14 protein-coding genes are annotated in these 15697 nt (G+C 62.3%); 8 read left to right on the forward strand and 6 right to left on the reverse strand.

Annotation, left to right across the window (positions count from 1 at the left end; genetic code table 11):
* Positions 1-172: 172 nt before the first annotated feature.
* Positions 173-769, forward strand: coding sequence for a lytic transglycosylase domain-containing protein (locus PVW51_RS23620; RefSeq protein WP_269367880.1), 597 nt, complete (start codon positions 173-175; stop codon positions 767-769).
* Between the two features lie 157 nt (positions 770-926).
* Positions 927-1457 carry a hypothetical protein gene (locus PVW51_RS23625; protein ID WP_274578131.1) on the forward strand — a complete coding sequence of 177 codons (531 nt, stop codon included), beginning with the start codon at positions 927-929 and terminating at the stop codon, positions 1455-1457.
* Between the two features lie 208 nt (positions 1458-1665).
* On the opposite strand, the gene PVW51_RS23630 is transcribed toward PVW51_RS23625, so the two are convergent.
* The 5 genes from PVW51_RS23630 to miaA all read right to left on the reverse strand — a co-directional run bounded on the left by PVW51_RS23630 (position 1666) and on the right by miaA (position 8609).
* Positions 1666-3756 (reverse strand): dipeptide ABC transporter ATP-binding protein, encoded by a 2091-nt coding sequence (locus tag PVW51_RS23630; protein ID WP_269367878.1) that lies wholly within the window; start codon positions 3754-3756, stop codon positions 1666-1668.
* A gap of 110 nt (positions 3757-3866) precedes the next feature.
* Positions 3867-5333, reverse strand: coding sequence for an ABC transporter permease (locus tag PVW51_RS23635; protein WP_269367877.1), 1467 nt, complete (start codon positions 5331-5333; stop codon positions 3867-3869).
* A gap of 12 nt (positions 5334-5345) precedes the next feature.
* Positions 5346-6431: an ABC transporter permease gene (locus PVW51_RS23640; RefSeq protein ID WP_269367876.1), complete on the reverse strand. Its 1086-nt coding sequence runs from the start codon at positions 6429-6431 to the stop codon at positions 5346-5348.
* A 426-nt stretch (positions 6432-6857) separates the two neighbouring features.
* Positions 6858-7652, reverse strand: a complete 795-nt coding sequence (locus tag PVW51_RS23645; RefSeq protein ID WP_274578133.1) for a helix-turn-helix domain-containing protein — start codon at positions 7650-7652, stop codon at positions 6858-6860.
* Between the two features lie 84 nt (positions 7653-7736).
* Positions 7737-8609, reverse strand: coding sequence for a tRNA (adenosine(37)-N6)-dimethylallyltransferase MiaA (gene miaA, locus PVW51_RS23650; RefSeq protein ID WP_274578134.1), 873 nt, complete (start codon positions 8607-8609; stop codon positions 7737-7739).
* A 107-nt stretch (positions 8610-8716) separates the two neighbouring features.
* Here miaA and pyrH point away from each other — a divergent pair, with 107 nt between their 5' ends.
* A complete protein-coding gene (gene pyrH, locus PVW51_RS23655; RefSeq protein WP_274578135.1) occupies positions 8717-9448 on the forward strand; it encodes a UMP kinase in 732 nt (243 codons plus the stop codon).
* A 130-nt stretch (positions 9449-9578) separates the two neighbouring features.
* On the opposite strand, the gene PVW51_RS23660 is transcribed toward pyrH, so the two are convergent.
* The gene (locus tag PVW51_RS23660) at positions 9579-10619 is read right to left on the reverse strand and encodes a sensor histidine kinase (RefSeq protein WP_274578136.1); all 1041 of its coding nucleotides are present in this window, start codon (positions 10617-10619) and stop codon (positions 9579-9581) included.
* Positions 10620-10852: 233 nt separating this feature from the next.
* Here PVW51_RS23660 and frr point away from each other — a divergent pair, with 233 nt between their 5' ends.
* The 5 genes from frr to rseP all read left to right on the forward strand — a co-directional run bounded on the left by frr (position 10853) and on the right by rseP (position 15616).
* Entirely contained in the window at positions 10853-11416 is a 564-nt protein-coding gene (gene frr, locus PVW51_RS23665) for a ribosome recycling factor (protein WP_269367871.1), read from the forward strand.
* Between the two features lie 101 nt (positions 11417-11517).
* Positions 11518-12270, forward strand: a complete 753-nt coding sequence (gene uppS, locus PVW51_RS23670) for a polyprenyl diphosphate synthase (protein ID WP_269367870.1) — start codon at positions 11518-11520, stop codon at positions 12268-12270.
* Positions 12271-12288: 18 nt separating this feature from the next.
* Positions 12289-13083, forward strand: coding sequence for a phosphatidate cytidylyltransferase (locus tag PVW51_RS23675; RefSeq protein ID WP_269367869.1), 795 nt, complete (start codon positions 12289-12291; stop codon positions 13081-13083).
* Positions 13084-13086: 3 nt separating this feature from the next.
* Positions 13087-14262, forward strand: coding sequence for a 1-deoxy-D-xylulose-5-phosphate reductoisomerase (dxr, locus tag PVW51_RS23680; RefSeq protein WP_274578138.1), 1176 nt, complete (start codon positions 13087-13089; stop codon positions 14260-14262).
* 4 nt (positions 14263-14266) lie between these two features.
* Complete coding sequence (gene rseP, locus PVW51_RS23685; protein WP_274578139.1) at positions 14267-15616, forward strand: RIP metalloprotease RseP; 1350 nt, start codon at positions 14267-14269, stop codon at positions 15614-15616.
* Positions 15617-15697: the final 81 nt, after the last annotated feature.

The following is a 15697-nucleotide window of genomic DNA, read 5'->3' on the forward strand; positions in this document are numbered from 1 at the left end:
CTGGCTATTCCTGCGCTCTCTTGCCTGGAACTGAGCAATTTTGGACTGAAACGGGTGGGCGACAATGAATGTCAACACGACCTAGGCTCTGGATATCCCGTGAATCGGGGTCTGGTGCCACGCGCCCGGTTTGGTATAGGGTGCCCAAAACAAACAGGCGGGAGCGCGGGGAATGCGCAGAACGATATTTGTGGCGGCCCTTGGTGCAGCCAGCCTTGTTATTGGCAGCACGCCCGCCGCGGATGCGGATGTTTTCTCGTCCAGCAACCGCCGCGCGCTTTTCAAATCGCAAAAGAACCTGCTCGATAACCGGGCGGCCAAGCAATATTCCGCTTCGGTCCGGTTGCAGCCGCCCACCGTCAACACCCCGACAAAATGGGACACGCCGAAATACAACGGCAAGTACAAGGGCCAGTTCCTGGCCATCGCGCGCGAAGCGGCGACACGCCATGGTGTGCCGGTTGATCTGTTCCTGCGGCTGGTGCAGCAGGAAAGTGGCTGGAACCACCAGGCGGTTTCGCACAAGGGCGCGCTCGGGCTGGCGCAGCTGATGCCGGGCACGGCCGCGCGGTTGCGGGTGGACCCTTCCGACCCCGCGCAGAACCTCGAAGGCGGCGCGCGGTATCTCAAGCAGCAATACAGCACTTTCGGGGACTGGCGGCTTGCGCTGGCGGCCTATAACGCCGGTCCTGCTGCGGTGCAGAAATACGGCGGCGTGCCACCCTACGCCGAGACACGGAATTACGTGAAGGTCATCTTCGGACAGTAAGCCGCTGTTTCCAAAACCAATATAACGATATGGTCAAGTGATACGGCAAGGATCCGCCACCCGGGGGAACCTTTCCATACGCGGGGGTGTTGTCTGCTCAGAGCGCCGCAGGTTCGGATCATCCGCCCTGCACCGCGCAAAACATGAGGAGCACAAGATGTTCAATAATCTGAAAAAGCTGGGCCTGGCCGCTGGTGTCAGCCTGCTGGCCCTGACAAGCTTTGCCAATGCTGCAGACCTGCCGCCGATCTCTTCCATTGACGTCGGCACCACCTATGCCGCCGCAACAGATGCCAATGCGGCCGAGAAGTTCCCCGACATCACGACGGACCTTCAGGAAGCCATTGCCGAACGCGTCCCGACCTCATCGGATGCCGCCGACAGCCGGATCAGGGTTGAGCTGCGCAAGGTTTCGCTGAACGGCAACACGATGCTGAACGATGCCGGTGAATTCAACGAGCTGGAAGGCGTGGTCTCCATCGAGGCGGATGACGGCAGCAGCACCGGCAGCCGGTCCTTCCCGGTCAGCATCGCGGCGCTTTCCGCTGACACGCAAGCGCCCGAGGGCACATATGTGATCCAGCCCTCGACCGATGATTTCTACAACGTGATGATCGGTGCCTTCGCTGACCGCGTTGCCGAAGAGCTTGGCAATGTGAACACCGGCGGCGATACCGTCACGCGCTGACGACACCACCCCCCTCAGTCCGGCAGCCTGTCCCCTGCCGGTCTGATCAGAGGTCTTTTTCGGCCTCGGGCGCGCACCGCTTCCCCCGGTGTGCGCCCTTTTTCTGCGGGGGCGTTTCGCGAAAAATGCTGAATCGCAAATACCTTGCCACGCTTCGCGTTCTCAGGACATTTGCGATCCTCGTGCTTCAACCATTCCCCGAAACGCTTTATTCGGCGGCCACGGTGATTTCGATCACCGGTTCCATCTCGTTGAACTGGGCGTCCGACAGGTGGCATTTGATCTGGTGGCCCTCTGCCATTGTCCGCTGTGGCGGCACTTCCTTTTCACACAGGTTGCCCGGCACCTGGGATTTCCAGCGGCACCGGGTCTGGAAGGGGCAGCCGGGCGGCGGGTTCATCGCCGAGGGGATGTCGCCTTCAAGCACGATGTGCTTTTTCTTGACCCTTGTATCCGCAATCGGCACCGCCGACAGCAGCGCCTCGGTATAGGGGTGATAGGGGGGCGAGAACACCTGATCCGTGCTGCCCAGTTCGACAACATGACCCAGGTACATCACCATCACCCGGTCGCTGAGATAGCGCACGATGCTCAGGTCGTGGCTGATGAACAGCAGCGTCGTCTTGTGCTGGCGCTGGATTTCCATCAGCAGGTCGGTCACCGCAGCCTGAACCGAGACGTCCAGCGCCGAGACCGGTTCATCCGCCACCACGATCCGCGCATCCCCGGCAAAGGCCCGGGCAATGCCGACGCGCTGTTTCTGGCCACCGGAGAGCTGACGCGGCATCCGGGTCGCGAATTCACGCGGCAGTTTCACCAGGTCCAGCAGTTCCAGCATCCGCTGCCAGCGGTCCTTTTCATTCTTGCCGATGCGGAAGATTTCCAGCGCCCGCACGATCTGCCGTCCCACCGTCATCGAGGGGTTCAGCGTGTCGAACGGGTTCTGGAACACCATCTGCACATCCGCCACGTTCTTTGTGCTGCGTTTCTCGATGGGCACGTCGCCGATGTTCTGGTTGTCCAGCAGGATCTGGCCAGCGGTGGCGGTCTCCAGCCCCATCAGCACCTTGGCAAAGGTGGATTTGCCGCAGCCGGATTCGCCCACGATCGCCAGCGTCTCGCTCTCGCGCGCCTCGAAGGACAATTCCTCATTGGCTTTCACCACCTTGGTGTCGCCGCCGCCAAACATGGCACTGGCCGCCACCTTGTAGTATTTCTTGAGCTTGTCCATTTTCAGGACCACGTCACCGACCTCGCCCTTGGTCTTGGTCTCGGCCAGTTGCAGCGGCGCGTTCCAGTCGATCTCCTGATATTTGACGCAGCGCGTGTGGTGCCGGTCCTCGCCGCCGATCACCGACATCGGGATCACCCCCTGATCGCAGCGTCCGGCCTCGAAATAATCGCAGCGCGGGCCGAAATTGCAGCCCGGCGGGCGTTCATGGGGCAGGGGAAAGTTGCCGGGAATGGCGATCAATGGCCGCGCGTTCTTGTCGGCGCCGGGCAGGGGGATCGAGCGGAACAAAGCCTGGGTATAGGGGTGCTGCATCTCGTCAAAGACATCCTCGATGCTGCCGCGTTCCACCGCCTCGCCGGAATACATCACGCAGATCCGGTCGCAGGTCTCCAGCACCAGACCAAGGTTGTGGCTGATGAACAGCATCGAGGTGCCGTATTTCTTGCCCAGATCCTTGACCAGTTCGACCACCGCCGCCTCGACGGTCACATCAAGCGCCGTGGTCGGCTCGTCCAGAATCAGCAGCGACGGTTCCGACATCAGCGCCATCGCGATCACGATGCGCTGCTGCTGACCGCCCGACAGCTGGTGCGGATAGGCCTTGAGGATGCGCTCGGGGTCCGGCAGCTTCACATCCGTGACCACCTGCAATGCGCGTTGATAGGCGTCCTTCTCGGACATGCCCGCATGGATCATCGGCACTTCCATCAGCTGCTTGCCGATCCGCATGGCGGGGTTCAGCGATGCCATGGGTTCCTGATAGATCATCGCGATCTCGCTGCCGCGGATGTCGCGCAGCTCGTCATCGCTCATCTCGCCCAGGTCGCGGCCCTTGAACTTGATCGAGCCGCCGACGATGCGCCCGTTCTTGCCCAGGTCCTGCATCACCCCCAGCGCCACGGTGGATTTGCCGCACCCGGATTCACCCACGAGGCCCAGCGCTTCGCCCGGCATCACAGAGGCCGAGAAATCCATCACGGCAGGAATTTCCCGCAACCGGGTAAAGAAGGAAATCGACAGCTTGTCGATCTCGAGGATCGGCCCGTCATACTTTTCTTTTACCATTCTTGTCTCTCCTTGTTGGAGCGGCCGAACCAGAGAAACCCTTGTCGCTCTTTTTGGCCATAAATATTCCCGGGGGTCCGGGGGTAGCACCCCCGGAACTCTCGTCTGGATCAATCCCTCAGGGATTCCTCACGCAAGCCATCCGCCAGCAGGTTCAGACCCAGCACCAGCGTCAGCAAGGCCAGCGCAGGGGCGATGGCCGCATGCGGGTAAAGCGACAGCAGCCGCCGTCCGGCGTTGATCGTGCTGCCCCAGTCCGGGCTTTCCGATTCCAGCCCCAGGCCAAAGAAGCCCAGCGTGCCCAGAAGGATCGTGGTGTAGCCGATCCGCAGGCAGAAATCGACGATCAACGGCCCCCGCGCATTGGGCAGGATTTCCCACAGCATGATGTACCACGGGCCTTCGCCCCGGGTCTGCGCCGCCGCCACATAGTCGCGCGTCTTGATGTCCAGCGCGAGGCCCCGCACGATCCGGAAGACCGTGGGCGCGTTCACAAAGACGACAGAGACAAAGACCACCAGGATACCCGGCCCCAGATCGAATGGATCAAGGAAGGCGGGCAAACCCGGGATCACATAGGTCGGCGTTTCCACGATGGTGCCGTCGCTGGACACCAGCGCGAGGTAGAGCCAGGCACCAAGCCCCAGTACGACGATCAGCAGCGGTGTGCGGAACGTCGGCTGCGTGTAGAAGCGCGAGTTCAGCAGGATCGCGAGGAAGATCAGCGGAAAGACAAACAGGAACAGCGCCATGTAGTTGGGGATGCCTGTCAGCACGATTTCCGGCGTCACCAGCAGGTAGAACAGCAAGATCACCGGGAAGGCCAGGATCAGATTGGCCAGAAAGCTCAGGAACGTATCCAGCTTGCCGCCGTAATAGCCTGCGGGCAAGCCCAGGGTGATCCCCACCATGAAGGCAAAGAGCGTCGCAAAGGGCGCGATCTTGACCACCACCCAGGAGCCCTTGATCAGCCGCGAGAACACGTCCCGCGCCAGGTTGTCGCCGCCCAGCAGGAACCAGGGATATTCGCCCTCGCCGGCCCGCGCCAGCGGTGTGCCGGGCAGTTTGTTCTTCATCCCCGACACCTGGCTCAGGCTGTCATGGGTGACCAGCAGGTCAAAGCCGCCGCCCAGAATGCCGGTAAAGACCCAGAACATCACGATGGCAAAGCCGATCATGCCCACGGTGCTGTCAAAGAGCTTGCCGTAAAGCCCCAGCTTGCGCTTGTAGGTGACCGACAGCGCAAAGGTGACGATCAGCGCGATCCAGACCGGAATCATCTGCTGCGCCATGGCGCCGAAGATACCCGCCGCAGGCCCCATGAAGATGCCGCCGATCAGGTAGATCAGGATCAGCCCGACCACCGCGTAGAACAGCCAGCTGATGATCTGGTTGATGAACCCGGTCAGACCGGTGCTGCCTGCCAGCGTGCCATCCGCGCTGATCGCCCGTGCGGAACTGTCCGGCACGAAGGAGGCGAGGATCTGCACCACAATCGCCAGTGCCAGCAGTCCGACCAGAAGGTAGAAGATGATGTTGAGCCCCGAAAGCGAGCCCGTCCATGTCAATGGTTCCATGTCAAAGCTCCTTCAGGCGATGCGGATGCGCGGGTTGAGATAGACATACCCGATGTCGGAAATGAGCTGCGTCAGCAGCACCACCGCAACCGAGACAACCGAGACCGCCAGCAGCAGTTCAATGTCGTTGTTGCCCGCCGCCTGCACCAGCAGCCAGCCGAAACCCTTGTAGTTGAACAGGGTCTCCACGATCACCACGCCGTTCAGCAGCCAGGGGATCTGCAGCATGATCACGGTGAAAGGCGCGATCAGCGCGTTGCGCAGCGCATGTTTCAACACGATATCCGAGAATTTCACGCCCTTGAGCCGCGCCGTCCGGATATATTGCGCCGTCATCACCTCGGTCATCGAGGCGCGTGTCATCCGGGCGATATAACCCATGCCGTAAAGCGAGATCGTGAGCACCGGCAGGAAGAAGTTCCAGAAGGTCGCATCCGCCATCGCAGAGGTGGCGGAGCCGAGGAACAGGGTCTTGCTGTCGATCAGCCCCCAGTCGTTCAGCAGCGGCGACACCCCGAACTTGGAAGAGGCCAGCACCGCGATGAAGATCACGCCCGAGACATATTCAGGTGTCGCCGTGGTGGCGATGGAAAAGGTCGACAGGGACCGGTCCAGCTTCGATCCTTCCCGCATCCCGGCGAGCACCCCGACCAGCAGCGCGGAGGGCACCATCAGCAGCAGCACGCAGAGCATCAGCTTGCCGGTCAGCGCCAGACGGGTCAGCACCGTGCCGCCCACCGGTTCCTTGAAGACGGTGGAGAACCCCCAGTCACCCTGCAGGATGCCGCAGCGGGTCGGACGGTCGATCTCGGGCGTGCTGGCCGAGAAACAGCGTCCGAAGGTCTTGCCGTCCGGTTTCTCGGTCACCCAGCCGGGCATCACGCCCAGCCATTGACCGAATTTCACCGGCATCGGTTGCAGATAGCCCCGGTCGCCAAGATAGGACGCCACGGCTTCGTCCGACATCCGGAAGTTGCCCTGCGTCTTTGCGAGTTTTTCAAGGTTTGGATAGAGATTGGTCAGCCAGAACACGATGAACGTCAGGCACAATGCCGTCAGAATCATCACGCCCAGCCGACGCAGAATAAATAGTCCCATTCAATGCCCCTGTTGGTGGCGCGGCGGGTTTGCCCACCGGTTTTTGGTTTGGCCTTCGGGCCTTTCGAGTGTTCAGGACGGGCGATGCGGCCGCGCGGCAGGATGCAAAAGCTCCTGGTCATCCCCTTGCGCGGCACGGCCTTGCCCGGCCGTCTTGCATGTGTCTTGCGCACATTCGATGACTGCTATGAACGCATGAAGCTGCCCCAAAGGTCAATGTCATCTTCCGCCTCTTGATGGTCTTTTTGCGACATGCAACTTTGCCAAAAGCGACCCGCGCGGGGAGTGGAATCGGGCCGATGCAACTTCCAGGGTCCAGAGCCTGGAGCGCCCGACCTTAAACTTGCGACACGCATACCCTGCAGCGCCTGCGGCGCTCTCGGGACATGCGTGTCACAGGATGATTCAGGTACAAGGCCGGATTCTTCAGCGGGCGGCTCCGCGCAGTTTGCTGGGCGGCTGGCCGGTATGCTGTTGCATGAAACGGGTGAAATAGGCGGCAGAGCCGAAACCGAGGTGGCGCGCGATGTCCTGCGCAGGCTGGCGTGTTTCGATCAGCAGATTACGCGCCTCTGCCAGCACCCGTTCGGTCAGCAGGTCCGCTGCCGTCTTGCCGGTTGCGGCCTTGACCGCCCGGGTCAGATGGGTGGCGGTGACCCCCAGGGTTGCCGCATATTCCGCCATCGACGCCCCGCTGCGGAAGCGCTGCGGCAGTTGATCGCAATATTGCTTGCTCAGCCGGGCCGCCGCATTGCGGCGCGGGGGCACATGTTCCTCCAGCATGATCTGACGGCGCAGCCAGACAGAGATCAGCGCGGCATGGGCCTCTGCCGCGTCCTGGGACAGGGGGCGGTCCTTTTGCTGTTCGCGAGCGGCCGCTTCGATCAAGCCGCTGAGTTCGCTCTGCACCGCCACATCGCGGATCCGCAGGTGGCGCGGCATTTCCGGCAGGCGCAGCGGGGTGCCGGGCGGTACGATCACCGCCTGGGCCATGCCCTGACGCCCCAGGTCCAGCGCAAAGAGCGACCCCTGCGGCACCCAGAGCGCGTTATGCGTGCCCACGCCACGGCGCTGCCCGTCCAGCAGCGCGCGGCCCTGTCCCCGCGTGATCCAGATCAGCAGGTGGTGCGGACGGTCCTGCGCCAGCAGCAGCCGCCAGTCCTGCCCGCCGGTGAGCTGGGGCAGGGTCATCACCTTGATGTCGGTGAGGGAAAAACTCATGGCAATGGTCGCATTTGATCCGATTCAACCGCAGTTTACACCCATTTACCCTGTCAGAAAGTTGAAAAAAGTAAAGTGCGCAGGTTATTGCGGGGTCACCCGGTGCCAGTCCGCCATTTTCGAACGCATCCATGTCCGCTGGCGCTTGGCAAATTGCCGGGTGGCGATCACCGCGCGGTCGCGGGCCTGATCCAGCGTCAAGTCGCCTTCCAGATGCGCCATCAGTTCCGGCACGCCAATGGCGCGGTGCGCGGGCAGGGCGGGGTCATAGGCTGGCGCGACGCGGCGGACCTCTTCCAGCGCGCCCTGCGCGATCATCTGGTCGAAACGCCGCGCGATCCGGGCGTTCAGCCAGTCGCGCTCCACGTCAAAGACGATGCGGCGGGCCTGCGCTGCGGGCAGCAGCGGCGCACCGGTCTGCGCCTGCCAATGGGCCAGCCCCCGGCCCGTGGCCTGCTGCACTTCCCAGGCCCGTTGCACGCGCGCGCGGTTCGCAGTGTCAATTCCGGCGGCGGTCTGCACGTCGATGCCCGCAAGCAGGTGGTCCAGATCCATCCCGTCGGCCTGATGCCGGACCTCCTCCGGCGTGGCCGGAATATCGGCCAGCCCTTCCGTGAGCGCCTTGAAGTATAACCCGGTGCCGCCGGTGATGATTACCCGCTGCCCGGTCTTCAGGATGTCCGCAACCTCGCGCAGCCAATGACCCGTCGAATAGGGTTGCGTCGCGGTGATGTGGCCATAAAGCAGATGCGGGGCCGCGGCCTCTTCCTCTGCGCTGGGGCGCGCGGTGATCACGCGCCAGCATTCATAGACCTGGCTGGCATCCGCATTCACGATGACACCGCCCTGATCCTGCGTGATTTCAAGGGCCAATGCCGATTTGCCGCTTGCAGTGGGGCCTGCGATCAGCACCGGCATCTCAGGCGACAAGCCGCGTAAAACTTCGGTAAAGGACATTTCTTGTCTGAACCTTTCCGCCGTGCATTGAACCTTGCCTCCATTTGCGACATTTTGCGCAAAAGTTAAACCGACAATGAATCCAGCCCTCCCGAAAGGTTCCGCACATGTCCCAAGACGCGTCCAACGTCACTTTCAAACGTGTGATGCTGAAGATATCCGGTGAGGCGCTGATGGGGGATCAGGGTTTCGGCCTGCATCCGCCCACCGTCGAACGGATCGCCCATGAAGTGCAAAGCGTGCATAGTCTGGGGGTCGAGATCTGCATGGTCATCGGCGGCGGCAACATCTTTCGCGGGCTGCAGGGCTCTGCCCAGGGGATGGAACGGACGACGGCGGATTACATGGGGATGCTCGCCACGGTGATGAATGCGCTGGCGATGCAATCCTCGCTGGAAAGTCTGGGCATTCACACCCGGGTGATTTCCGCGATCACCATGAACGAGGTGGCCGAACCCTATATCCGCCGCCGCGCGGTGCGCCACCTTGAGAAGAAGCGGGTCTGCATCTTTGCCGCGGGCACCGGCAACCCCTATTTCACAACCGATACCGCTGCCGCCCTGCGGGCCAATGAAATGGCCTGCGAGGCGATCTTCATGGGCAAGAACGGTGTCGACGGGGTCTATGACAAGGATCCGAAGAAGTTTGCCGATGCCAAGCGCTATGATACCGTCAGCTATGACGATGTGCTGCAAAAGCGGCTGGCGGTGATGGATGCCTCCGCCATCGCGCTGACACGGGACAACAACCTGCCGATCATCGTCTTTTCGCTGGACGAGCCGGGCGGGTTCAAGGGGATCCTCGCGGGCGAGGGCACTTATACCCGCGTTCAGGGATAACGCGCAGCAGGTATTTTCAGGTATCGCGTCCTTCGGACCCGGATCAGAGCCGTCCGGTTGGCGCGCAACCTTGGTCAGCGACAACCGCCCGGCTTGCGCCTTTCCTCGCCCATGCCGTCTGCCCCCTCGCTCACTCCGTGACGGTATGATTGCGGGGGATGTCGATCACGATCATGGTGCCGGAAATTTCGCGATCCACCGAGATCCTGGCGTTCAGCCCCCGCACCAGCTGGGTCACGATGCGCCCGCCCAGTGAATCGCTCTTGGGCCATTCCACACCTTCGGGAATGCCGGTGCCGTCATCGGCCACCTGCAGGCGCAGCAGACCTTCGCTCAGCTTCTTGATCCGCACGTCGACAAGACCCGCCTCGCGGTCATCGAAGGCATGTTGCATGGAATTGGTCATCACCTCCGACAGCACCAGCCCCAGTTGCGTCGCGGTGTTGACCGGCACGCTGACCTCATCCGCATCTATGTTCACCCGCACGCCCTGCCGGCCATCCAGATAGGCAATCGCATTCGCCACGCGGGTCAGATAGGCACCCAGATTGACCTTGTCCTGCCCGGAGTTGCGCGCACCGGTGGCCGAACTCAATTCTTCGTAAAGCAGCTGCAGCGTCTCGATCCGGCGCGCCAGCGTGTCGAACTCCTTGCCCGGGGTCGTTTTGGCACCGCGCGCCTGCATGCGGATCATGCCGACAATCATCGACAGATGATTCTTCACCCGGTGCTGGATTTCCTCCAGGGCTTCCTGCGTGTCCTCATCGGTGGGTTCCTCACCGTTATAGATGGTCTGGACCCCCATGAAATAGGGCACCTCATGTTCGTCCACACTCAGCGGCGCCACCATCAGGCGGTTCATGAACTTGGTGCCATCGGCGCGATAGTTGCGCAGGATCACCGTGGCTTCCTCCCGGTTCTCGATGGCGGCGCGCAGCTTTTCCACCCCGCGCTGGTCGGTATCGTCACCCTGCAGGAAACGGCAGTTCCGGCCGAGGACCACATCGCTGTGATAACCCGTCATCTCTTCGAAGGCGCGGTTGACATAGACAATGGGATTGTCGGGCAGTTGCGGGTTCGTCAGCACCAGCGCAAAGGGCGCGCGCGTCATGGCGGCAACCGCCACGTTGGTGGGCAGTGGATGGGCTGAAATCTTCTCACCGTCGGCCATTCAATGATACTCTTCTTGCTGCTTCAAATGACGTCGTTTGCGTGGTCCGGCCAGGTTGAAACACCTGAACATGCGCAAGTTCCACACGACAAAAGGTATATGGAGCAGCTCCGAACGATTTCCAGCACCTCAATACGGGGGCAATGCACCGCCGGTGCATCTATACAATCCGGTGCGGTTGACGTTATATCAGGGCCGACAAGAAATTTGACCATTCCACCACCGGAGAAACCATGTCTGACGACTTTATGCTCGACACCGACGATCTTGAGCGGCGCATGAAAGGCGCCATCGCGTCGCTGAGAACCGAATTTGCATCATTGCGGACCGGGCGTGCCTCTGCCTCCATGCTGGAACCCGTGATGGTTGACGCCTATGGCTCCCCGACACCGATCAACCAGGTGGGGACAGTCAACGTTCCGGAACCGCGCATGGTGACGATCAATGTCTGGGACAAGGGTCTGGTGAACAAGGTGGAAAAGGCCATCCGCGAAAGCGGGCTGGGCATCAATCCGCAGATGAACGGCACCATCATCATGCTGCCGATTCCGGAGCTGAACGAGGAACGCCGGACCCAGCTGACCAAGGTCGCGGGCGGCTATGCCGAACATGCGCGCGTTTCGATCCGCAACATCCGCCGCGACGGCATGGATCAGATCAAGAAAGCCAAGGCAGACGGCATGTCCGAGGATGACCAGAAGCTCTGGGAAAGCGAGATGCAGGATCTGACCAACAAGTATATCGCCCTGATCGACGAGACGCTTGAGACGAAACAGGGCGAGATCATGCAGGTCTGAGCCAGCGCCTGTTTCCGCGCCCTGCCGGTCCGGGTCTCTTGCGGGCACCTGCCTGCGGCGTACCGTTCGAGCCAACCGAAACGCACCTTGAAAGACCCGTCATGCCAACCGCTCCCAAGGGCAACAGCCATACCGAACCAAAGATCGCGCCGGGCGGGCCGCGCCATGTCGCGATCATCATGGACGGCAACGGTCGCTGGGCCACACAGCGGGGCAGGCCGCGTCTGTTTGGCCATCACGCGGGCGCAAAACGTGTGCGCGAGATCGTGGAGGCCTGTCCGGACTTCGGCGTCGAATACCTGACAATCTTTGCCTTTTCGACCGAGAACTGGAAACGCACCCAGGTCGAGGTCGCGGGGCTGATGAGCCTGTTTCGGCGCTATATCTCCAAGGAAACCCGCAGCTTGAGCGAATTCGGCGTGCGGGTCCGCTTTATCGGGGATCGGGTGCGGCTGGATGACAAGCTGATCCGGCTGATGAACGAACTGGAAGCCGCGACCGCGCATAACACCCGCGTGCATCTGACCATCGCGCTGAACTACGGGGGCCGGGACGAGGTTGCCCGTGCCACCCAGCGACTGGCGCAGGACGTGGCGGCGGGCAAGCTGGACCCCGAGGCAGTGGATGAGGAAACCCTGCCGAAATATCTGGATACCTACGTCTTGCCCGACCCCGACCTGGTGATCCGCACCAGCGGCGAGGCCCGGATTTCCAATTTTCTGCTGTGGCAATCGGCCTATGCGGAATATGAATTCATTGATACCCTCTGGCCCGATTTCACCAAGGCCGAGTTCGGCAGCCTTTGTGCGGCCTACGGGGGCCGCGACCGGCGTTTCGGCGCGGTCAAGACCTGACCGGAGAAGGAATACCGCATGGGTAATCGCAGCGACCAATGGTCCGATTTGAAGGCACGGCTGGGGGCCGGGGCCGTCATGGTGCTGATCGGCCTGATCGGGATCTGGATGGGGGGCCATGTGTTCCACCTGCTGGTCGCGCTGATCTGTGGCGTCATGGTCTGGGAACTGGTGGCCATGCTGCGCCCCGGCGACGCCTATCTGCCGCTCAAGCTGGGCGCGCTGACCGGTCTGGCTGTCCTTGTGTCGGTCTATCTGCCGGTGGGCCTTGGCCTGCCGGTCCTGCTGGCGCCCGCGCTGATCGGGTTCGGTCAGCTGGAGCGGCACCGCACGATCTACCTGAGTTTCACCGCGATGATCCTGATGGCGGGCTTCGGGTTGATGCAGGTGCGCGACGATTACGGCTTTGGCTGGCTGCTTTGGCTGGTGGTGGTTGTCGTGACCACCGATGTGGTCGGCTATTTCGCCGGGCGCGCCATTGGCGGGCCAAAGTTCTGGCCCAGGGTCAGCCCCAAGAAAACCTGGTCCGGCACTGCGGCGGGCTGGGCCGGTGCCGCGCTGGTGGGTCTGCTGTTTTCCATCAACACCGGGGCAAGCCTGCAGTTGGTGGGGATTTCCATCGCGATTTCAATGGCATCGCAGATGGGTGATATCGCGGAATCCGGGATGAAGCGCAAAATGGGCGTCAAGGACAGCTCCAATCTGATCCCCGGCCACGGCGGCCTGATGGATCGCTTCGACGGGATGCTGGGCGCCTCCGTGTTCCTGCTGGTGATCGGTCAGTTCATCGGTTTGCCCTTTGGTCTGGGATAGGCCGTGGTCCGTCGTGTCTCGATTCTGGGGGCCACCGGGTCCATTGGCCAGAACACCATCGACCTGATCCGCCGCGCGCCGCTGGATTATGATGTGGTGGCGCTGACCGGGGCGGGCAATATCGGGCAACTGGCCCGTGATGCAATCGAGCTGAAGGCCGATATCGCCGTCACCGCCCGCGACGATCTGCTGGACGATCTGCGTGCCGCGCTGAAGGGCAGCGGCGTACAGGTGGCCGCCGGGGCCACGGCCATCTGCGAGGCGGCGGCGCGTCCGGCCGACTGGATCATGTCCGCCATCGTCGGGGCAGCAGGGCTGGCGCCCGGTCTCGCGGCCCTGCGCCATGGCACCACGCTGGCGCTGGCCAACAAGGAATCGCTGGTCTGCGCCGGCGCGCTGATGCTGGAGACGGCGCAGACCCATGGCGCGCGCATCCTGCCGGTGGACAGCGAGCATTCCGCGATCTTTCAGGCCTTGATCGGCGAGGATGCCGCAGCGGTCGAACGGATCATCATCACCGCGTCGGGCGGTGCATTCCGCGACTGGCCGCTTGAGAAACTGGCGGAGGCGACGCTGGCGCAGGCTTCCTCCCATCCCAATTGGGACATGGGGCAAAGGATCACCATCGATTCTGCCTCGATGTTCAACAAGGCGATGGAGGTCATTGAAACACATGAGTTTTTCGCCATCCAGCCAGATCAGATAGAAGTCCTGGTCCATCCGCAATCCATGATCCATGCGCTGGTGGGCTTCCATGACGGCGCGTTGATGGCCCATGTGGGCCCGGCGGACATGCGCCATGCCATCGGCTTTGCCCTGCATTACCCGCAGCGCCGCCATCTGCCGGTCGAACGGCTGGACCTTGCTGCCATCGGCCAGTTCGAGTTCCGCACCCCGGACGAGCGGCGCTGGCCCGCCCTGCGCCTTGCCCGCGAGACGATTGCAGCGGGCGGCATGACCGGCACGGTGTTCAATGCGGCCAAGGAAACCGCACTGGACGGGTTCATCGCCGGACGGGTCGGTTTCACTGCCATGGCGGATGTGGTGGCGCAGACGCTTGAAGACAAAACTGCGTCAGATGGTCTTATTGGTGCCACGATGACACTTGATAACGTCCTGCGGGTTGACCATCTGGCACGTAAGGCGGCAAAAGCCGCGATAGATAAAAGAGCAGGGTAACGTTTTGGATATTATGGGGCTGATACCGCAATTTGGCGGTTTGATCTGGACGTTGCTGGCTTTTGTGGTGGCGCTGTCGGTGATCGTCGCGATCCACGAATACGGCCATTACATTGTCGGGCGCTGGTGCGGGATCAAGGCGGATGTGTTCAGCCTGGGCTTCGGCCCGGTCCTGTGGTCCGGCATGGACCGGCGCGGCACAAAATGGCAGGTCGCGGCGCTGCCCTTTGGCGGTTACGTGAAATTCGCGGGCGATGCGAATGCGGCCTCCGGCAAGGATGAAACCGCCATGGCAGCGCTGGCCGACGACCCGGCCGCGCTGCGCCACACGATGCATGGCGCGCCGCTTTGGGCGCGTACGCTGACCGTCGCCGCCGGGCCTGCGTTCAATTTTGCCATGTCCATCCTGATCTTCTTTGCCGTGGCCTATACCACCGGCGTGGAACGGACCCCGCTGACCGTGGGCGAGCTGCGTCCGATGCCGCAGGCAGAGCGCGGGCTGGAACCGGGCGACGAGATTCTGGGGATCAACGGCACAGCGCTGCCGCAAAACGATGCCGCGGCCTATGGCGCCTTCTTCGACAACCTGCCGATGGTGCCGGAACTGACCTATGACGTCATCCGCAACGGCACCGAGCAAAGCGTGGAAGGGCCCTATATCCTGCCGCCGCTGGTCAATCAGGTCTTGCCGCAGACCGCCGCCTATGAGGCCGGGCTGAAAGCGGGTGATGTGATCACCGCCATTGATGCGGAGCCGGTATTCGCCTTTGACCAGCTCAAGAATGCGGTCGAGGAATCCGACGGGGCGGCGCTGGCGCTGACCGTCTGGCGCCGGGGCGAGGTGCTGGATTTCACCATGACGCCCAAGGCCACGGACGAGCCCCAGCCCGACGGCACCTTCAAACGCAACCTGCGGATCGGGATCGCGGGGGGCATGTCCTTTGCCCCGGCGACGGAAACGCCCGGTGTGGGGCAGGCGCTGACAGCGGGTGTCGCCAATACCTGGCGGATCATCACCGGCTCGATCTCGGGCCTGAAACAGATGGTGATCGGCAACATCAGCACCTGCAACCTCAGCGGCCCGGTGGGCATTGCCCAGGCCTCCGGCGCCATGGCCAGCCAGGGGGCCACGTCCTTCATCTATTTCATTGCTGTGCTCAGCACGGCGGTGGGGCTTTTGAACCTGTTCCCGATCCCGGCGCTGGATGGGGGGCATCTGACCTTCTATGCCTATGAGGCCGTGACCGGCAAACCGCCCAGCGACGGCGCGCTGCGCATCCTGATGACCATCGGTCTGGCGCTGGTGCTGTCGCTGATGGTCTTTGCGCTGGGGAATGATCTGTTCTGTCCCTAGGTCGTGTTGACATTCATTGTCGCCCACCCGCGCGAGACGGATTTTGCCGCTGGCGCCCTGATGTGAGCGCAGCAATGTGAT

This window comes from Sulfitobacter sp. PR48, from assembly GCF_028807335.1.
GTDB lineage: Bacteria > Pseudomonadota > Alphaproteobacteria > Rhodobacterales > Rhodobacteraceae > Sulfitobacter.

Bases quoted from the DNA above. Each gene is read 5' to 3' on its own strand.
- PVW51_RS23625 (WP_274578131.1), top strand. From the start codon at position 927: ATGTTCAATAATCTGAAAAAGCTGGGCCTGGCCGCTGGTGTCAGCCTG.
- frr (WP_269367871.1), top strand. From the start codon at position 10,853: ATGTCTGACGACTTTATGCTCGACACCGACGATCTTGAGCGGCGCATG.
- PVW51_RS23640 (WP_269367876.1), bottom strand. From the start codon at position 6,431: ATGGGACTATTTATTCTGCGTCGGCTGGGCGTGATGATTCTGACGGCA.
- PVW51_RS23660 (WP_274578136.1), bottom strand. From the start codon at position 10,619: ATGGCCGACGGTGAGAAGATTTCAGCCCATCCACTGCCCACCAACGTG.
- uppS (WP_269367870.1), top strand. From the start codon at position 11,518: ATGCCAACCGCTCCCAAGGGCAACAGCCATACCGAACCAAAGATCGCG.
- PVW51_RS23645 (WP_274578133.1), bottom strand. From the start codon at position 7,652: ATGAGTTTTTCCCTCACCGACATCAAGGTGATGACCCTGCCCCAGCTC.
- pyrH (WP_274578135.1), top strand. From the start codon at position 8,717: ATGTCCCAAGACGCGTCCAACGTCACTTTCAAACGTGTGATGCTGAAG.
- PVW51_RS23635 (WP_269367877.1), bottom strand. From the start codon at position 5,333: ATGGAACCATTGACATGGACGGGCTCGCTTTCGGGGCTCAACATCATC.
- PVW51_RS23620 (WP_269367880.1), top strand. From the start codon at position 173: ATGCGCAGAACGATATTTGTGGCGGCCCTTGGTGCAGCCAGCCTTGTT.
- PVW51_RS23630 (WP_269367878.1), bottom strand. From the start codon at position 3,756: ATGGTAAAAGAAAAGTATGACGGGCCGATCCTCGAGATCGACAAGCTG.
- miaA (WP_274578134.1), bottom strand. From the start codon at position 8,609: ATGTCCTTTACCGAAGTTTTACGCGGCTTGTCGCCTGAGATGCCGGTG.
- PVW51_RS23675 (WP_269367869.1), top strand. From the start codon at position 12,289: ATGGGTAATCGCAGCGACCAATGGTCCGATTTGAAGGCACGGCTGGGG.